The following is a 16542-nucleotide window of genomic DNA, read 5'->3' on the forward strand; positions in this document are numbered from 1 at the left end:
GAAGCTGGAGCTCGCGTTCGGGATGGTGTCGCGGAAGTCGCGGAAGTCCACGTGCGCGACGCCGTCCGCCACCCGCACGCTCTTCAGCGCACGCGCCGTTCCCGGCACGAACATCGACCAGTAACCGTCGGCCTGCTCCGCCGCGGTGGGTCCGGGCAGCAGCTCGTTCAGCGCCGCGGTCGCGACCGCCACCGTCTTCGGCACCGACCGCCGCACCGCGACGACCTGACCCGGATCACCCGGAGCGCCCCGGTGGAAGTACACGAGCAAGTTCGTGGTCTCGCCGCTCTGGGAGGTCGTGGTCGTGGAGTTCGGCGCCGCCGGTTCCGTTCGGTCGCCGCGCACCGTGACCAGCACGACGACGAGACCCAGGACAACGGTCGTGGCGGCGACTGCGGCGATGACGATCCGCGTTCGTCTGGTCATGTCACGCCACCGCCAACGAGCGCAGAACCTGGACACCGGACGCGGTCAGCACGGCCGGCGCCGGTTTGCCGAACGCCGCTTCCCGCGCAGGACGGAACAATCCGCCCGTGAACAGCTCGACCGTGGCGGTGAAGTCACACCACAGGCCATCGACGCTCAGGCTCGGGGTGCGCCCGCACACCAGCTCGCCACGTCCGTCCGCGATCGCCTGCAGCATCGCCCGATGCCTCGCCGTGTAGCCGTTGGTGGTCATGTCGCTCCCCTTCCTCCGCGTTTCCGGCAACTGAGGTGAGCCTGCTCTTCACCGCGGACGTGACGCAGAACACAAGGTGACCATCAGTCCGGGACCATTGCCGCGGACGGGACAGACCTCGGTCCCTGCTCCTCGCCCCGGCCGGATCGGGACGCTGGTCCCATGAACACCGGACTGCCTTCAGTTCCGCTCGGGCGGCTGCGCGGCGTCGCGGTCGGCGCTCACTGGTCCACGCTCGTGGCGGTGATCGTGATCGCTCAGATCGTCGCGACGTCCGTGCTTCCGCAGGCGGCACCGGGCCACGCCGTGGTCGTCTACTGGATCGCGGGCGTGCTGTCCGCACTCGCGTTCATGCTGTCGTTGCTGGCTCACGAGCTCGCACACGCACTGACAGCGCAACGGTTCGGCATCGGCGTCGACCGCATCGACCTGTGGCTGCTCGGTGGCGTGTCGCGGCTGTCGTCCTCGCCGCGCAGCCCGAGGGCCGAGTTCCTGATCGCCGTGGCGGGCCCGGCGACGAGTGTGGTCGTCGCGGTCCTCGCGGGCGCAGCCGGTACCGGGCTGGCGGCGTGGGGCGCGCCCGCGCTCATCGCCTCTCCCCTGCTGTGGCTGGCGATCACCAACGGCGTCCTGGCCGTGTTCAACCTGGTACCCGCCGCACCGCTGGACGGCGGTCGTGTGCTCGCGGCAGCGGTGTGGTGGCGCACGGGCGACGAACATCGCGGCACGAAGACGGCGGCCTTGGCGGGCCGGGCTTTCGGCCTGGCGCTGGTCGCGTTCGGGCTGATGCAGGTGTTCGCCGGCGCGCTGTCCGGACTGTGGCTGGTGCTGCTCGGTGCCTACCTGGCCGTGAGCAGCGCGGCGGAACAGTCCGCGAACGAGACGAAGCACCGGCTCGGCGGCGTGCGCGTGCGTGACGTCATGGTCCAGGACCCTCCGATCGCGCCGGGCTGGTGGACCGTGCGGACGTTCCTGGACAGCCTCGCCACCGGCCCGCACCGGTTGGTGTTCGCGGTGGTGTCGTTCGACGGTGCCGTCGTGGGATCCGTCGGCCTCGCAGAGCTCGTCCGCGTGCCGGACCCGCTCAACACCAGGATCGGTGACGTGTGCCGCGCTCCGTCAGCGGAGACCGTCGCGTCCCCCGACGAACAGCTGCTCGACGTCCTCGGCAAGGCGCCGCTCAGACAGGGACGGGATCTCGTGCTCGTCCTGCGCGACGAGCACCTCGTGGGCGTCGTCGGACCCGAGGACGTGGCGTGGGCGCTGGAGCTGTCCCGCAGCGCGCCGATCACCCGTCACGAGGTGACGTCATGAGGTCCGCAGCAGTGGCCGACGGCCCCGCACACGGGACCGAAGGTCACTGCCCTGCGGCCGCGCGCAGGGAGACCGTTGTGGTGGAAGGGAGACCAACCATGTCCATCGAACAGAAGTCCGAGACCCGCCTGCGCGGCGACGCACTCGTGGAGAAGGCCAAGCAGCTCATCCACGAGGGCAACGTCCGGCGCGTCATCATCAAGAACGACAAGGGACACACCGTGATGGAGGTCCCGGTCACCGCGGGTGTGGTGGCCGCGATCGCCGCGCCCGTCGTGACGGCCGTCGGTGCCATCGCCGCACTCGCGAGCGACTGGACCATCGAGGTCGAACGCCAGGGAGAGCAGCCGTGAAACCCGTGCGGCTGTGGATCGGGCTGGTACTGCTCGCACTCGGCGTGTTCGGCATCCTCGACGCCGTCGGCGTGCTCGACTCCGGTTCGGTCATCGCGGACTGGTGGCCGGCCGCGGTGATCGTTCTCGGGCTCGTCGCCGTGATCGCGGAACGCCGGGTGTCGCTCGGGCCGGTCGTGATCGTGGTGCTCGGCCTCGTGCTGCTCGCGGGCACTCTCGACTGGACGAGCGGAGACCTCCTGCTGCCCACGGTGCTCGCCGGGGTGGGGATCGCGGTGCTCGTCGGCCTGCGCCGGCACCACGGGACTCGCACGCCCATCGCGATGTTCGGCGGTGCCAGCACGAAGGAGCGGTCGAAGCACCTGCGGCACGCCGACGTGTCGGCCATCTTCGGAGGCGCCACGCTCGACCTCCGGGAGGCGCACATCGACAAGGACGCGGACATCGACGCGTTCGCGCTCTTCGGCGGAGTCGACGTCCTCGTGCCCGAGGGCTGGCGCGTCTCGGTCGGCGGTCTGCCGTTCATGGGCGGCATCGACGACAAGACGAGCAACGACGAGCGCGAACTCCCCGATGACGCGCCGGTGCTGACCGTGAACGGCACGGCGCTGTTCGGTGCCGTCGTGGTCGCGAACCAACCGAAACCATGACCGACCGCCTGCGCCGGTGGAGCCGGGGCGGAATTGCCGCACTGGTGCTGCTGGCGCTCGCGTACGTCTGCTGGCGGGTCGCGGCGGCGTTGGCCGCGGTGCTGATCCCACTGGCGGTGGCCGTGCTCCTCGCGGCGCTGCTGTGGCCCGCGGTGTCCTGGCTCCACCGGCGCCGAGTGCCGCGGGCACTCTCCGCCGGGCTGGTGCTGCTGACTTCATTGGCACTTCTCGGTGGCATGCTGGCGTTCACCGTCGACGCGCTGGTGAGCGGTGCCGGTGGCATCGGTGCCGCACTGCGCGACGCCGTCGTGGCGACCCGCGACTGGCTCGTGCACGGACCGCTCTCGCTGAGCGAGCCGCAGATCGACGCCGCGGTCGACAACCTGCTCAGCCTCGTCACCGGCCAGACCGAGCGCATCCTGGGCGGTGCGACCGCCACCGCCGCCGCGGTGGGCACCGCGCTGGCGGGTGTGGTGCTGAGCCTGTTCGCCCTGTACTTCTTCCTCTACGACGGCGATCGGCTCTGGCGCAACGCCGTCCAGATCGTGCCGGAAAGCGTGCGCGAGCGTGTCGACCAGACCGGACGACGGGTGTTCCACGCGCTGTCGGGATTCACCAGAGCCACGCTCGCGGTGGCGGTCGTGGACGCCGTGGCCATCGGCGCGGGGCTCGCGATCATCGGTGTTCCGATGGCGATCCCGTTGACGTCGTTGGTCTTCCTCGGCGCGTTCGTGCCATATGCGGGAGCATTCGTAGCGGGCTGTGCCGCCGTGCTCGTCGCTCTGGTGACCGGCGGCCCGGTCTCCGCACTGCTCGTGCTCGCGCTGACGGTCGCCGTTCAGGAGCTGGAAGGCGATGTGCTGCAACCGTTCCTGCTCGGCAGGGTGGTGCGGCTGCACCCGTTGACCGTCATCGTCGCCGTCGCGACCGGTGTGGTGCTGGCGGGCGTGGTCGGGGCGTTGTTCGCCGTCCCGGTCGTGTTGACCGCACGGGAGATCTGGCATCGAGAGGATGGCGACCATGGCGCTGACCGCACGGCAGAAAGCGACACTGCACGAGCTGACGACGCGCGGAGTGCTGTCGGCTGAGCAGGAAGGCGCGGTGATCGCGGCGCTCGAGGACACCGGGGTACCGCCTCGTGTCGCCGATCGCATCGCCGAGATCGCCGCGTACCTCGGCGGAGGACTGGTGCTCGGCGGTGCCGCACTGGTGCTCGGAGTGTCCTGGGAGGACCTGACCAGGCCGGCGAAGGTCGCGGTGCTCGGCGGGGCCACCGCGGCACTGATCGTCGCCGCTGTCGTCGTGGCGGGCTCAGTGTCCGCAGTGCGGACGGTCTCGCACCGCAGGCGGCGGGTGGTGAGCACACTCTTCTCGCTCGCCGCCGTGACAGCCGCGTTCACCGCCGGCACGGCAGCGAGTTCACACGAGTTCGTGGTAGGAGCGACGACGGGTCTCGTCGCGGCGGCCGCCGCGTACGTCCTGGTCACCACCGCACTGGGCTACTTGACGCTGGCAGCGGCGGCGATCCTCGCGGTCATCGCGTGGATCACCGAGCTGGCACCCGACAGCGCGCTTCCCGGCGGCGCGGCGTTGTTCGCACTCGGCGTCATCGGCATGTTCCTGTCCGTTGTGGACGTTCTGCGGCCCGCCCAGCTCGCGCTCGCCGTCGGTGCCGCCACAGCCCTGTTCGGCGCGCAGCAACTGCTGGCCGGCCATGCGCCGGTGGCCTACGCGCTCACCGGCTGCCTCGCGCTCGTCTGCTTCGTCACCTACTTCGGGATGCGGTCGACGGTTCTGCTCGTGGCGGGCGTGGTGGCCACGACGATCGTCGTGCCGGAAGTGGTGTGGGACCTCACCGATGGCGCCGTGGGCGGGGGTGTGCTGCTCCTCGTGGCCGGTGCGGTGTTGCTCGCCACCAGCCTGGGCAGCACGTGGATGCGCCGCACGCGCTGAGATTTGGCCACTTGGGAGACCACCCCGCACCGCAAGAGACTGCTGGCATGGACAACTGGCGAAGATCAGTGGTGCCCGCTCTCCTCGCGACCGCGGGCTTGGTGCTCTGGCCGATCGGCACCGCCTCCGCGCAGCCGCCGCCCACCTGCAACGGCCTGGCCGCGACGCAGGTCGGGACGAACGGCGACGACGTGTTGTTCGGCACCAACGGTCCGGACGTGTTCGTGACCCTCGGCGGCGACGACGTCGTGTTCGGCCTCAACGGAAACGACACGGCGTGCCTGGGGGCCGGTGCCGACGAGTTCTTCGGCGGCAACGGAAACGACTGGGCCAGCGGAGAGGCAGGAGCCGACACCCTCAACGGCGAAGCGGGCAACGACACGCTTCTCGGTGGCGAGGGCCCGGACCGCCTCGACGGCGCCGCCGGCAACGACACCCTCAACGGGGGCGCGGCCGCGGACACCATCGACGGAGGTCCGGACGACGACACCGTCAACGCCGGTGCGGGAGCCGACTCCGTCAACGGTGGTAACGGCGCCGACACCTTGAACGGCCAGAACGGCGCGGACCGGATGAACGGCGACAACGGCAACGACCGCCTCAACGGCGGTGCGGGCGTCGACGACCTCGACGGCGGTGCCGGGAACGACGTCGTCAACGGTGATGCGGGCAACGACACGCTCACCGACCCGTCCGGGCTGGACGTCGGAGACGGTGGAGCCGGTCAGGCCGATCGCTGCGACTCGCGGTTCGAGTCGCTGTCCAACTGCGAGATCATCTTCTGAGAAGTGGCTCCGCCTCGTTCCACGCCTGTGTGGCCGTGTTCGCGTCAATCCACGACCACGGCCACACCTGGACGGATCCGTCGGCGACTACGTCACCGAGGCCGCCGTGCCGTCGCGCCGGGACCGGCCGGCGGTGAGCGCGGCCGCCAGCATCAGGACCAGTCCCAGCACCGCCAGCACGCCGCCACCGACGATCAGGCCGATCGACACCGGCCGCAGCGCGGGCACTTCGGCCTGCGCCGCGAGACGGGTGTCGACCACCCGCGAGCGGTCGGCGTTCAGAACGACGGCGGTCCAGTTGCCCTGGTCTGCTCGCCAGGTCACCTCACCGGTGCCTGAGGCCGCCCAGAACGTCTGCGTTGCCGGGTCGGCGGGCGCGCCGCCGCCGCGGTGCAGGTAGCTCACCCGCGACTGCGCCATCGTCACCTCGTCGTGCTCCACATCGGACAGATAACGCGTGACGTCGTCCGTCCTGGCGATGCCGATGAACACGTCGTCGTCCGCCTTCACCCGGACCTCGCCGAGCCAGCTGTCCGCGAGCCCCCAGTCCGCGTCCGTCCACCGCAGTTCCACCGTGCCGAACTCCAGTGCGTAGCCCGTGCCGCGGAACGACTCCGCGCGGGTGCTGAGGAACCCGGCCGCGTCGCGTTGCGTCGAGTCGGCCCAGAGCCCGAACCCACCCGTGCCGCCGATCGCGGCACCGGTGATCAGCAGCAGTGCCCCGATCACCACCGAGATCACGCGCCCCGGCGTCCAGCCGGGATGTCCTGGCGCGGGAGCGGGTGGCGCCTGGTCGATCGTCGTCGTGCCCGGTTCGTCGCCGCCGGAGTCGAACCGGAACGGCGGATAGGCGTCCGTCATCAGTCCGGCGTAGGCGGCCACGCGCAGCGCCCAGCGGTCCATGCCGAGCACGAAGTCGAACAGGCTCTTCGGATACTTGCCGGTGAAGAGCAGCGCCACGCCCGCGAAGACGACCAGCAGGCCGATCAGGCCGCCGCCCGCGTTGCGGATCGTCTCCCCCGCCTGGTAGGTGACGTACGTGCCACCGCCGACGAAGAATCCGACGATCAGGTAGTGCGGAACGGCGAGCAGCCACCACTTCACCAGAACCAGCCCGCGGGACAGGTGTTCCGGGTAGGCGATGTCGAGCGTCGCCGGGTAATCCGGCTCGGCGCCGAGGCTGAACGGCGGGTAGCGGTCGGTCGCCAGCGCGCCGTAGGTGTAGTAGGCGACGCGCCACGACCAGCGCAGCACGCCGACGTTGAAGTCGAACAGGGCGCGCGGATAGCGGCCGGTGAACAGGATCGCGAAGAACGCCACCACGCTGAACACCGCGAACCCCAGCCACAGGAACGCGAGCACCAGGTAGTGCGGAATCGCGAGGAACCACTTCACCAGCCACAACCACCGGCTCAGGCCGGGGTCGAGTCGCGCGTGCACGTGCACCGGATAACCGGCGGCAGCAGTCGTCATCATTGCCTCCCTGCGTTTCCTCGCCCGGCAGGTGCTCGTTCGGCGGGATCACCCTCGTCACCGGAGTCGACCCGGATCTCGACCGCCGGCGGCTGTCGGAGCGTGTTGTGGACGGTGCAGTGGTTCGCGACAGCCTGCAGCGCTGCTTTCTGCTGCGGCGTCAGCGAAGTCTTGACCTGCACGGTGACGCGGATCTCGGCCACGCGGGCCGGCCGGTCGGTCGCCATCTCGTACTCGGCGTGCACGACGTGCCCGGCGTCCGAGAGCTCGTGCCGGCGCAGGTACGTCCCGGAGTAGTGGGCGACGCACGTCGCGAGCGACACCACGAACAGCTCGATCGGTGACGGCCCGCGGTCGGTGTCCGGTTGGTCGGTGTGCAACTCGTGGGCACGGAGCCGGACCACGAACTCGTCGCCGCGGACGTGCTCGACGGTGAGACGGTGCAGGCCCGAGCTCATGACGACTCCTTGATCACGACGACGGGGCAACTGGCGTGGTGCACGCAGTAGGCGCTCACCGATCCCAGGAGCAGTTCGACCGCCGCGCCGTGCCCCCGGTTGCCCACGACGAGCATCCGCGCGTCCCGGGACATCTCGACGAGCAGCTTCTTCACGTCGCCCTCGATGAGGATGCGCCGCACGTCCACGTCGTCGACGTCGGCCGTCGCCGCGTCGAGCACGGACCGGTTCGCCGCCTCGATGCTCGCCGGGTCCAGCCCGGAGGCGGCGGCTCCAGGCGACATCATCACGCCGTAGTCCATGTGCCACACGGAGACGGCGTCGATCGGGCAGCCGTGCTGACGTGCTTCCTCGGCGGCCCAGCGAAGTGCCGCCGCACCGGCCGCCGACCCGTCGACGCCGACCACGATCGGCCGAAGTTCGTCATCGCTCATGTACTTCAGCGTCGCGGTAGGCGCGCGTGCCGGTCAGTGGCCCGGGGCCTGCCCTGCTCGGGACCTTCGTCCTCAGGACGCGACCTGCGTCCCGCGCACGCCGGGCACCGTGCGCACGAGAGCCTCGACCACCTTGCGCTCGGCCACGTCCGCGAACGGCCCGGACACGCTGACCTCGCCGTCGTGCACCTCCACCGTCCACCGCGGACTGCCGCTGTACGACCGCAACGCCGCGTCGACCCGCGCCGCGAGCACGGCGTCGGCCGGGGTCAGGATGCGCAGCAGGTCGCTGCGGCTCACCACCCCGACGAGCAGTTGCCCGTTCGACACGATCGGAAGGCACCTGAGCCTCTGCGACAACATGGTCGCGGTCAGCTCCGCCGGTGTCGCCGACATCGGCGCGCTGATCACGGACTTGCGCATCACCCGCGCCACCGGACTGTTCGCGGTTTCCGGCGTCATACCCGCCATCAGCAGGTCGGCGCCGGACACGATGCCCACCAGGCCACCTTCGTCGTCCACCACGGGCAAGGCCGAGAACCCGTGATCGCCCAGCACGGCACTCGCCTCGCGAACCGTGGTGGCCGGGCTGACCACGACCGCCGGGCTGGTCATCACATCTGCAGCGTTCATACCGCTCAGCTTCGATCGCCGGGGTTCGCGCGGGCAGTGCGGTTGGCCATCACGTGGCGGTGACGTAGGTCCCGGCCGTCACTTCACCGGGCGGACGATCGCCAAAGGACACGGTGCGTGGTGCACGAGCGCCTGGCTCGTCGAGCCGATCAGCATGCCCGTGAACCCGCCGTGGCCGTGGCTGCCGACGACCAGCAGCTGCGCCTGGGCCGCGTACCGCATCAGCGCCCGCGCCGGCCGGTCCCGCAGCACCACGCGGTGCACGTCCACGTCCGGGTACTTCTCCTGCCACCCGGCCAGCCGCTGCGCGAGCAACCTGCGTTCGTCCTCCTCCACCTGCGCCCAGTCGACGGCCATGCGCGACACGTTGTAGGCGCTGTCGACGGTGAAGTCCTGCGAGGTCATCACCGCGACCAGCACCGCACCGCGGGTCGAGGCCTCGTCGAACGCGAACGCCAGCGCCGCCTCGCTCGTCGGTGAGCCGTCCACGCCGACGACGACCGGACCGTGCGCTGTCTCCGTCCCGCGCACCACGATCACCGGACTGTGCGCGTGCGCCGTCAACGCCACCGCGGTGGAACCGACGAGCAGCCCGGTGACGGTGCCGAGCCCCCGCGAACCGACCACCACGAGCCGGGCCTTCCTCGACTCCTCGATGAGCAGACCCGCCGCGCCGCAGCACAGGATCTCCGTCGTGATCTCCACGTCCGGGGCCGTCGCACGGGCGGCCGCTGCCGCCTCGGTCAGCCAGTCGCGAACCTGCTGCTCGATCGCGTGCAGCACCTCCGCGCTGGTCACAAGGACTTCCGGGTAGTCACTGGTGGGCAGCATGAAGCCGTGCACCAGCCGCAGCGGCACGTGGTGCCGCGCGCACTCGGCCGCGGCCCAGCTGACCGCGGCGAGCGCGGAAGCGGAACCGTCGACGCCCACCACGATCGGCGCGGAAGGAGATTTCGGCCTGTCGCCACGGGAAGTTCCTCGCATGCGATACACGATTCGCTCTGCGGCGCGGCCTGGGCAGGGCGAACGGGCCTGCCCCGCCCAGGCCTTTCGCCCCTGCTCCGCACCCGCACCGAGCCGCGAGTCTCGAACCGTCGCCGTCAACCGCAGTCACGGCCCGAGGAGCGTTCGATGCACTGGTACAACGGCAGCTCAGCCGGCTTGGGAGGGTTCGCGGCGGCCGTTCTCATGCTGCTGCTGTGGGCTGCTCTCACCGTCGCGGCCACGATCATCGTGGTGTGGTGGCACGAGACGCATCATCGGCCCTAGCGGGTGAGACGTTGCCGCGCGGCCGCGAGGTACGTCGCCGCCGGCATGCCCGCGAACAACTGCAGCTCCTGCGGCACAACGGTTTCCTCGTCCAGGAAGCGCAACGCGGGCTCTGCCGTGCGGTAGCGGAACAACGCGCCGAACGCCCGCTCCAGCTGCGTCGGTTCGCGGGTGACGACGTCGAGCAGCACGCCGTCGAACAGCCTGAACCTCGCCGGTGCCCGCGGCAGGTCGAACGGGTGGCCGTGCCGCTGCATCGACTCGGCGATCGCGGCGCTGTCCCGCTGCACGCGCTCGTAGGCGAAGCCCGTCGAGGCTTTCAGCAGCCCGCCCCGTGCGCCGATCGTCAGCACGTGGTCGTGCTGCCGCGTTGGTTGTGCCGCGCGCAACGGCAGGACCGCGTGTTCTTCCCGGTCGATCTCGTAGTGGCCCGCGCCGGCGACCTCCCCCAGGTATTCGGCGAGCGCCTCTTTCTGCGCGGTCTCGTCCGGTGGCGTTCCCGGAGGGACGAACGAGGTGTGCTCGACCAACGCGTGATGAGCGTCCTCGGGCAGCACGTAGACGAAGCTCGCCCCGTGCGCCTGCGAGGTGCGGAAGTCGAACAGCGTCGGGATCTCCGGGTCGAACACCGCCCGTTCGCTCGCCACCCGCCAGCCGCGGAACACGAGCTCGCCGTCGGGTGGTGGCTCGTCCTCCGGCCCGATCACGCTGTCGAACACCCACCTGGCACGCAGGAAACGTCCGTCCACGATCAGTCCGCCGTCGGTGAGGCCGTCGACGTGTCCGCGCTCGTACGTGAAGTGCCGCAGGGGATCCGTGTACCTCCGGACCACAGCGGCGAGGTCGGCGCCCCGCACAACGCGGTAGCGGTACCTGCCGAGCCGCAGCACCGTGGTGCGGCCGTTCACGTGCACACGGATCTTGTCGAACCACCTGCTGGCCGCCGCGTCGAGCAGACCAGGCCTGGAACTCCACGACGCCCACGTCATGGCGTCCAGCGGACGACTACCGTCATCGATCACGACGACGGGATGCCGGTGGTCCGCGACAGCGAGGTGCGCCGCGAGACTGAGCCCGCTCATCCCTCCGCCGGCGATCACGATGCGCGTCATCACACCACTCTCATCGCCGGACCGTCGCACGGGAAACGGCATTGCGCCCGTCGATGTGAGGACCTTCGTCCCTGCGTGCTCCGACGCCGTTGCCGCACCGTTGAGGCATGAGCACCAAGCAGACGACCAGCACGTGGACGGCCTGGTTCCTCTGGGTGACCGCCGGCGAGTTCGCCGGCTTCCTCGCCCCTGCGGTCACGGGCGCTCTGACGTCGTCCGCGCCGTTGCTCGTTCTCGCAGGCATCACCGAGGGTGCGGTGCTCGGTGCGGCGCAGTGGCTCGTCCTGCGCCGCGCCGTCCGCGGGCTCGAGCCGGGTGACTGGATCGGCGTCACCGCCTTGGCCGCGGGGTTCGCCTGGGCCGTCGCCATGCTGGCCGTGCACTACGGCGAACCACTTCGCACGTTGCCGCTCGGGGTGCTGCTTCCGCTCGCGACGGTGGCCGGTGCGGGAGTACTGCTGTCCATCGGCATCGGCCAGTGGCTGGTGCTCCGCCACCACGTCGACCGAGCGTTCACTTGGGTGTGGGCCAACGCGGTGGCGTGGTGCGGCGGGCTGATCGTGTTCACCGCCTTCACCACTCCCCTGTGGCAACCCGGCCAGCAAGTCGCGCTCATCGCCGGAATCGGCGCCGTCGGCGGTCTGCTCATGGCGGCCACGATGGCCGCGATCACCGGCTTCGCACTCGTCCGCCTCCTGCCACGGCACCTGACATGACTGCCGCACCGGCCACAGCCGCGACCACCCGGCTGAGGCCGCTGTGGACGAGCCTCGCCACCTGGTCGCTGGCGGGTGTGCTGGTGGGCGCCACGCTCTACGGGCTGTTCTCCGAGCGCGCCTACCGCACGGGTTCGCTACCAGGACACCTGCTGTGGCTCGGGCTGCTCGGCTACATCGCCTACACGTACCTCGTCTACGCCTTCGGGGTACCGCACAACTCGGCGTTCCTCCTCTACGTGGACCTGTTCGCCGTCGTGATCGCCGTCTGCACAGCGATCTTGTGGCACGGCAACCGGCAACTCGCCGACCCGGCTCCAGGCCGGCTGCGTCCCGCGCTCTGGGAGTGACCCGGGACCTTCGACGCCCGCACGACAGGTCCGCAGCCCCTGCATACCGGCAACCACGACGAGAAGCATGAAATCGGGATGAACCCGAATGCATTCAGAGGAAGGCGCAGGTTCGATGACGGCGACAGCGCAACTCACGACCAACACCGCCTGGCGCGGATTCCGAGACGGGCCGTGGTGCGACCAGATCGACGTGCGCGGCTTCATCCAAGCCAACTACTCCCCCTACGGCGGCGGCGCCGAGTTCCTGGCCGGCCCGACGCCGCGCACGACCGCGTTGTGGCGGCAGCTCAGCGAGATGTTCGTCGAGGAACGCGCCCGCGGCGTCCACGACGTTGACGCGCACACCCCGTCGTCGATCACCGCGCACGCACCCGGCTACATCGACCGCGACCACGAGATCGTCGTGGGACTGCAGACCGACGCTCCGCTCAAGCGCGCGATCATGCCCCAGGGCGGGCTGCGCATCGTGGAGTCAGGCCTCAAGACATACGGCTATGAGCTCGATCCGCAGGTGCGGGAGATCTTCACCCGCTACCGCAAGACGCACAACGACGGTGTCTTCGACGCCTACACCGCCGAAATCCTCCGTGCCCGCAAGGCAGGCATCATCACCGGGCTCCCCGACGCCTACGGGCGCGGCCGGATCATCGGCGACTACCGCCGTGTTCCGCTCTACGGCATCGATCGGCTCGTCGCCGCGAAGAAGGCAGAACGCGCGGCCCTCGACGAACTGTGGTCCACAGAGGACGTGATCAGGGATCGCGAGGAGGTCGCCGAGCAACTCCGTGCGCTCGAAGAGCTCCGCCAGATGGCGGCTTCCTACGGTTGCGACATCTCAGGGCCGGCCACCACTGGCCGCGAAGCCGTTCAGTGGCTCTACTTCGCCTATCTCGCCGCGGTGAAGGAGCAGAACGGTGCCGCCATGTCACTGGGCCGCACCTCGACGTTCCTCGACGTCTACCTCCAGCGCGATCTCGACGAGGGCCGGCTGACCGAGAGCGAGGCGCAGGAGCTCGTCGACGACCTCGTGATCAAGCTGAGGATCGTGCGGTTCCTGCGCACACCGGAGTACGACCAGCTGTTCTCCGGCGACCCGACCTGGGTGACCGAGTCCATCGGCGGCATGGGCTGCGACGGTCGCCCGCTGGTCACCCGCACGAGCTTCCGGTTCCTCCAGACCCTGTACAACCTCGGCCCCGCACCTGAGCCCAACCTGACCGTGCTCTGGTCCCCGCGCCTGCCGGAGGGCTTCAAACGGTTCTGCGCCAGGGTCTCCATCGACACCAGCTCAATCCAGTACGAGAACGACGAGCTGATCCGACCGCATTTCGACGACGACACCGCCATCGCCTGCTGCGTCTCCGCCATGCGCGTCGGCAAGCAGATGCAGCTGTTCGGAGCCCGCGTCAACCTCGCCAAGGCCCTGCTCTACGCGATCAACGGCGGCCGCGACGAGGTGTCCGGCGTGCAGGTGACGCCGGCCTTCCCACCGATCACCTCGGAGTACCTCGACCCGCGCGAGGTGCGCGCCGCGTTCGACCGGACGACCGACTGGCTGGCCAGGACCTACGTCGAAGCGCTCAACATCATCCACTTCATGCACGACAAGTACGCCTACGAACGCATCGAGATGGCGCTGCACGACCACCCCGTCCAACGCCTGCTCGGCTGCGGCATCGCCGGACTCTCGGTCGTGACCGACAGCCTCTCGGCGATCGAACACGCCCGCGTGCGAGTGATCCGCGACGAGACCGGCCTCGCCGTCGACTACGCCGTCGAAGGCGACTTCCCGAAGTACGGCAACAACGACGACCGCGCCGACGCCATCGCGGTGGAACTCGTCGAGTCCTTCATGAAGAAGGTCCGGCAGCATCCCGCGCACCGCGGCGCCGTGCACACCCAGTCCGTCCTCACGATCACCTCGAACGTGGTCTACGGCAAGCACACCGGCAACACCCCCGACGGCCGGCGCGCGGGCGAACCGTTCGCACCCGGCGCCAACCCGATGAACGGCCGCGACGGACACGGCCTCGTCGCCGCGGCCCTGTCGGTTGCCAAACTCCCTTACGACCAGGCGCAGGACGGTATTTCCCTGACTGCGAGCATCACACCGTCCGGCCTGGGACAGACCGCGGACGAGCAGGTGACCAACCTCGTCGGCGTGCTCGACGCGTACACCGACGCCGGCGGCTTCCACCTCAACGCCAACGTCCTCAACCGCGAAACCCTGCTCGACGCCATGGCACACCCGGAAAACCACCCGCAGCTGACCATCCGCGTCTCCGGCTACGCGGTGAACTTCATCCGCCTCACGCCGGAACAGCAGCGCGACGTCATCAACCGCACCTTCCACGAGTCGCTGTGAGCACCACCGGCTCCGTCCACTCCTGGGACATCGCAACCGCGGTCGACGGACCGGGCACCCGTTTCGTGCTCTTCCTGAGCGGGTGCCCGCTGCGCTGCCTGTACTGCCACAACCCCGACACCTGGCACATGCGCGACGGCCACCGCATGACCGTCGAGGACGTGGTGGCGGAGATGGCCAAGTACCGCCGGTTCATCGAGGTCGCCGGCGGCGGCATGACCATCAGCGGCGGAGAACCGTTGCTGCAGCCCGACTTCACCACCGCCGTGTTCCACCGCGCCAAGGAACTCGGCCTGCACACCGCCCTCGACACCTCAGGATTCCTCGGCGCGCGAGCGACCGATGAGCTTCTTGCCGACACCGACCTCGTGCTGCTCGACATCAAGTCCTGGGACCCGGTCGTCTACCGGCACGTCACGGGCGGCGAGGTCACGCCGACGCTGGAGTTCGCTCGCAGGTTGTCGGCCCTGGGCAAGCCGATGTGGATTCGGTTCGTCCTCGTTCCCGGCCACACCGACGCCGTCGACAACGTCGAGGGCATCGCGTCCTTCGTCAGCACGCTCGACGCCGTCGAGCGCGTGGAGGTCCTCCCGTTCCACAAACTCGGCGCGCCGAAGTACGCCGAACTCGGCATCCCGTTTCCCCTGGAGAACGTGCCCACGCCGGACACCGCGCTGATTCAGCGGGTTCGCGACCAGTTCTCCGCCTGCGGAGTGCCGGTGCACTGACTCCGACGACGAGGAGTTCCGTTGATCGACCGGACAAGTTCCGACGACGTGATGTCGCTGAACTCGGGCATGCAGGTCGGCGCAGTGATCGTGCTCGAACGGGATCCCGGCGACGTCGAATCCCTGCTCGCGGACCGCATCCGCGGTGTTCCGCGACTGCGCCGACGGCTGGTCAGGACGCCGTTCGGATGCGGCCGTCCCATCTGGGTCGACGACACCGAGTTCGACATCACCGGGCACGTGCACCAGGTGGCCTGCCCTGGTCCCGGCGATGAGACAGCGCTGCTGGACATCGCCTCCGCCCTGATGACCCGTCCGTTGCCGCTCTCGTCACCGCTCTGGTCCGCGACGCTGGTCACCGGGCTGGCGGAGAACAGAGCGGCGCTGATCCTGGTGTTCCACCACGTGCTGTCGGACGGCATCGGCGGCCTCGCCGTGCTGGCCAACCTGGTCGACGGAGCACCTCCCACCGAGACCGCAGCATTTCCCGCTCCCGCGCCCACCCGCCGTGAACTGGCCGAGGACGCGTGGCTGAGACTGCCTCGGCACTTCTCGCTTCCCAGGCTGCAGCGTCCGTCACTCGGCGCGCGCTGCTCCCTGAACCAACCGACCGGCCCCCGACGGCAGCAGACCATGGCACGAACGAGCGTCTCCCGGTTGCACGCTGCCGCACACAGCTGCGGAGGCACGGTCAACGACGCCTTGCTCACCGCCGTCACAGGCGCGCTGGGCACGCTGCTGGCTGAACGCGGTGAGAACGTCGAGGAGCTGGTCGTCTCGATTCCCGTCTCGACGCGCCGCTCGACCACGGCCACTCACCTCGGCAACAGCACCGGCGTCATGCCCGTCGCGCTGCCGACCGGGGGTGATCACTGGTCGCGGCTGACCCGCATCGCCGCCATCACCAGGTCGCACAAGAAATCAGTCACGTCGGCCACCCCGATCTTCCGTGCGCTGAAGGCGTTCGGAGTGGCGGACTGGTTCATGAACCACCAGCGCATGGTGCACACCGTCGTGACCAACGTGCACGGGCCTGATCACCCCATGCGCCTGGGCGGCGCAACGATCACCGGCCTCATCCCGTTGTCCGCCACCACCGGCAACGTGACCGTGGCGTTCGCAGCCCTCTCCTACACCGACACGTTCACCGTCACGGTGGTCGCCGACCCCGACCACGTACCCGACCTGCCCGAACTGACCCAGGCGCTGCAGGAGGGGCTTGACGCGTTAGCTAATCATGATAGCTTTTAGCTAATGCCATTAGCCA

Annotated in this window: 20 protein-coding genes; 12 read left to right on the plus strand and 8 right to left on the minus strand. The window is 69.6% G+C overall.

The window, feature by feature from the left end; translation table 11 throughout:
* Both ACFOWZ_RS05215 and ACFOWZ_RS05220 read right to left on the minus strand, forming a co-directional pair.
* The coding region (locus tag ACFOWZ_RS05215) for a GerMN domain-containing protein (protein ID WP_382369542.1) at window positions 1-426 on the minus strand (426 nt) is incomplete at its 3' end.
* 1 nt (window position 427) lies between these two features.
* A complete protein-coding gene (locus tag ACFOWZ_RS05220; protein ID WP_382369545.1) occupies window positions 428-679 on the minus strand; it encodes a hypothetical protein in 252 nt (83 codons plus the stop codon).
* Between the two features lie 162 nt (window positions 680-841).
* Between ACFOWZ_RS05220 and ACFOWZ_RS05225 the strand changes: the two genes are divergently transcribed.
* The 6 genes from ACFOWZ_RS05225 to ACFOWZ_RS05250 all read left to right on the plus strand — a co-directional run bounded on the left by ACFOWZ_RS05225 (window position 842) and on the right by ACFOWZ_RS05250 (window position 5734).
* Window positions 842-1993, plus strand: a complete 1152-nt coding sequence (locus tag ACFOWZ_RS05225) for a site-2 protease family protein (protein ID WP_382369548.1) — start codon at window positions 842-844, stop codon at window positions 1991-1993.
* Between the two features lie 98 nt (window positions 1994-2091).
* Window positions 2092-2346: a DUF4342 domain-containing protein gene (locus ACFOWZ_RS05230; protein ID WP_382369551.1), complete on the plus strand. Its 255-nt coding sequence runs from the start codon at window positions 2092-2094 to the stop codon at window positions 2344-2346.
* The gene (locus ACFOWZ_RS05235) at window positions 2343-2996 is read left to right on the plus strand and encodes a LiaF transmembrane domain-containing protein (protein WP_382369554.1); all 654 of its coding nucleotides are present in this window, start codon (window positions 2343-2345) and stop codon (window positions 2994-2996) included. The genes ACFOWZ_RS05230 and ACFOWZ_RS05235 overlap by 4 nt, the downstream gene beginning before the upstream one ends.
* On the plus strand, window positions 2993-4084 hold the full coding sequence (locus tag ACFOWZ_RS05240; protein WP_382369557.1) for an AI-2E family transporter: 1092 nt from the start codon (window positions 2993-2995) through the stop codon (window positions 4082-4084). The genes ACFOWZ_RS05235 and ACFOWZ_RS05240 overlap by 4 nt, the downstream gene beginning before the upstream one ends.
* Window positions 4017-4949: a hypothetical protein gene (locus tag ACFOWZ_RS05245; RefSeq protein WP_382369560.1), complete on the plus strand. Its 933-nt coding sequence runs from the start codon at window positions 4017-4019 to the stop codon at window positions 4947-4949. Before ACFOWZ_RS05240 ends, ACFOWZ_RS05245 begins: the two co-directional genes overlap by 68 nt.
* 47 nt (window positions 4950-4996) lie before the next feature.
* Window positions 4997-5734, plus strand: coding sequence for a calcium-binding protein (locus ACFOWZ_RS05250; RefSeq protein ID WP_382369563.1), 738 nt, complete (start codon window positions 4997-4999; stop codon window positions 5732-5734).
* A gap of 87 nt (window positions 5735-5821) precedes the next feature.
* Here ACFOWZ_RS05250 and ACFOWZ_RS05255 read toward each other — a convergent pair whose 3' ends face one another.
* The 5 genes from ACFOWZ_RS05255 to ACFOWZ_RS05275 all read right to left on the minus strand — a co-directional run bounded on the left by ACFOWZ_RS05255 (window position 5822) and on the right by ACFOWZ_RS05275 (window position 9716).
* A complete protein-coding gene (locus ACFOWZ_RS05255; RefSeq protein WP_382369566.1) occupies window positions 5822-7207 on the minus strand; it encodes a DUF4389 domain-containing protein in 1386 nt (461 codons plus the stop codon).
* Window positions 7207-7665 carry an OsmC family protein gene (locus ACFOWZ_RS05260; protein ID WP_382369569.1) on the minus strand — a complete coding sequence of 153 codons (459 nt, stop codon included), beginning with the start codon at window positions 7663-7665 and terminating at the stop codon, window positions 7207-7209. Before ACFOWZ_RS05260 ends, ACFOWZ_RS05255 begins: the two co-directional genes overlap by 1 nt.
* Window positions 7662-8099, minus strand: a complete 438-nt coding sequence (locus tag ACFOWZ_RS05265) for a universal stress protein (protein ID WP_382369572.1) — start codon at window positions 8097-8099, stop codon at window positions 7662-7664. The genes ACFOWZ_RS05260 and ACFOWZ_RS05265 overlap by 4 nt, the downstream gene beginning before the upstream one ends.
* 72 nt (window positions 8100-8171) lie before the next feature.
* On the minus strand, window positions 8172-8732 hold the full coding sequence (locus ACFOWZ_RS05270; RefSeq protein ID WP_382369575.1) for a CBS domain-containing protein: 561 nt from the start codon (window positions 8730-8732) through the stop codon (window positions 8172-8174).
* A 78-nt stretch (window positions 8733-8810) separates the two neighbouring features.
* The gene (locus ACFOWZ_RS05275) at window positions 8811-9716 is read right to left on the minus strand and encodes a universal stress protein (protein ID WP_382369578.1); all 906 of its coding nucleotides are present in this window, start codon (window positions 9714-9716) and stop codon (window positions 8811-8813) included.
* 147 nt (window positions 9717-9863) lie between these two features.
* Here ACFOWZ_RS05275 and ACFOWZ_RS05280 point away from each other — a divergent pair, with 147 nt between their 5' ends.
* Window positions 9864-10001: a hypothetical protein gene (locus ACFOWZ_RS05280; RefSeq protein WP_382369581.1), complete on the plus strand. Its 138-nt coding sequence runs from the start codon at window positions 9864-9866 to the stop codon at window positions 9999-10001.
* On the opposite strand, the gene ACFOWZ_RS05285 is transcribed toward ACFOWZ_RS05280, so the two are convergent.
* Window positions 9998-11113: a lycopene cyclase family protein gene (locus ACFOWZ_RS05285; protein WP_382369584.1), complete on the minus strand. Its 1116-nt coding sequence runs from the start codon at window positions 11111-11113 to the stop codon at window positions 9998-10000. The genes ACFOWZ_RS05280 and ACFOWZ_RS05285 overlap by 4 nt on opposite strands.
* A 107-nt stretch (window positions 11114-11220) precedes the next feature.
* Between ACFOWZ_RS05285 and ACFOWZ_RS05290 the strand changes: the two genes are divergently transcribed.
* The 5 genes from ACFOWZ_RS05290 to ACFOWZ_RS05310 all read left to right on the plus strand — a co-directional run bounded on the left by ACFOWZ_RS05290 (window position 11221) and on the right by ACFOWZ_RS05310 (window position 16526).
* On the plus strand, window positions 11221-11829 hold the full coding sequence (locus ACFOWZ_RS05290) for a hypothetical protein (RefSeq protein ID WP_382369587.1): 609 nt from the start codon (window positions 11221-11223) through the stop codon (window positions 11827-11829).
* Window positions 11826-12179 carry a hypothetical protein gene (locus tag ACFOWZ_RS05295; RefSeq protein WP_382369590.1) on the plus strand — a complete coding sequence of 118 codons (354 nt, stop codon included), beginning with the start codon at window positions 11826-11828 and terminating at the stop codon, window positions 12177-12179. The genes ACFOWZ_RS05290 and ACFOWZ_RS05295 overlap by 4 nt, the downstream gene beginning before the upstream one ends.
* A gap of 115 nt (window positions 12180-12294) precedes the next feature.
* The gene (gene pflB / locus ACFOWZ_RS05300) at window positions 12295-14547 is read left to right on the plus strand and encodes a formate C-acetyltransferase (RefSeq protein WP_382369593.1); all 2253 of its coding nucleotides are present in this window, start codon (window positions 12295-12297) and stop codon (window positions 14545-14547) included.
* Window positions 14544-15275 (plus strand): pyruvate formate-lyase-activating protein, encoded by a 732-nt coding sequence (gene pflA / locus ACFOWZ_RS05305; RefSeq protein ID WP_382369596.1) that lies wholly within the window; start codon window positions 14544-14546, stop codon window positions 15273-15275. The genes pflB and pflA overlap by 4 nt, the downstream gene beginning before the upstream one ends.
* Before the next feature lie 21 nt (window positions 15276-15296).
* Window positions 15297-16526: a wax ester/triacylglycerol synthase domain-containing protein gene (locus ACFOWZ_RS05310; protein ID WP_382369599.1), complete on the plus strand. Its 1230-nt coding sequence runs from the start codon at window positions 15297-15299 to the stop codon at window positions 16524-16526.
* The last annotated feature ends 16 nt before the right edge of the window (window positions 16527-16542 follow it).

Origin of the sequence: Lentzea rhizosphaerae (assembly GCF_042649515.1) — a bacterium.
GTDB lineage: Bacteria > Actinomycetota > Actinomycetes > Mycobacteriales > Pseudonocardiaceae > Lentzea > Lentzea aerocolonigenes.

Excerpts from the sequence above, each read along its gene's own strand:
- ACFOWZ_RS05220 (WP_382369545.1), bottom strand. The coding sequence starts at position 679 with ATGACCACCAACGGCTACACGGCGAGGCATCGGGCGATGCTGCAGGCG.
- ACFOWZ_RS05225 (WP_382369548.1), top strand. The coding sequence starts at position 842 with ATGAACACCGGACTGCCTTCAGTTCCGCTCGGGCGGCTGCGCGGCGTC.
- ACFOWZ_RS05230 (WP_382369551.1), top strand. The coding sequence starts at position 2,092 with ATGTCCATCGAACAGAAGTCCGAGACCCGCCTGCGCGGCGACGCACTC.
- ACFOWZ_RS05240 (WP_382369557.1), top strand. The coding sequence starts at position 2,993 with ATGACCGACCGCCTGCGCCGGTGGAGCCGGGGCGGAATTGCCGCACTG.
- ACFOWZ_RS05245 (WP_382369560.1), top strand. The coding sequence starts at position 4,017 with ATGGCGCTGACCGCACGGCAGAAAGCGACACTGCACGAGCTGACGACG.
- ACFOWZ_RS05250 (WP_382369563.1), top strand. The coding sequence starts at position 4,997 with ATGGACAACTGGCGAAGATCAGTGGTGCCCGCTCTCCTCGCGACCGCG.
- ACFOWZ_RS05255 (WP_382369566.1), bottom strand. The coding sequence starts at position 7,207 with ATGACGACTGCTGCCGCCGGTTATCCGGTGCACGTGCACGCGCGACTC.
- ACFOWZ_RS05260 (WP_382369569.1), bottom strand. The coding sequence starts at position 7,665 with ATGAGCTCGGGCCTGCACCGTCTCACCGTCGAGCACGTCCGCGGCGAC.
- ACFOWZ_RS05265 (WP_382369572.1), bottom strand. The coding sequence starts at position 8,099 with ATGAGCGATGACGAACTTCGGCCGATCGTGGTCGGCGTCGACGGGTCG.
- ACFOWZ_RS05270 (WP_382369575.1), bottom strand. The coding sequence starts at position 8,732 with ATGAACGCTGCAGATGTGATGACCAGCCCGGCGGTCGTGGTCAGCCCG.
- ACFOWZ_RS05275 (WP_382369578.1), bottom strand. The coding sequence starts at position 9,716 with ATGCGAGGAACTTCCCGTGGCGACAGGCCGAAATCTCCTTCCGCGCCG.
- ACFOWZ_RS05280 (WP_382369581.1), top strand. The coding sequence starts at position 9,864 with ATGCACTGGTACAACGGCAGCTCAGCCGGCTTGGGAGGGTTCGCGGCG.
- ACFOWZ_RS05285 (WP_382369584.1), bottom strand. The coding sequence starts at position 11,113 with ATGACGCGCATCGTGATCGCCGGCGGAGGGATGAGCGGGCTCAGTCTC.
- ACFOWZ_RS05290 (WP_382369587.1), top strand. The coding sequence starts at position 11,221 with ATGAGCACCAAGCAGACGACCAGCACGTGGACGGCCTGGTTCCTCTGG.
- ACFOWZ_RS05295 (WP_382369590.1), top strand. The coding sequence starts at position 11,826 with ATGACTGCCGCACCGGCCACAGCCGCGACCACCCGGCTGAGGCCGCTG.
- pflB (WP_382369593.1), top strand. The coding sequence starts at position 12,295 with ATGACGGCGACAGCGCAACTCACGACCAACACCGCCTGGCGCGGATTC.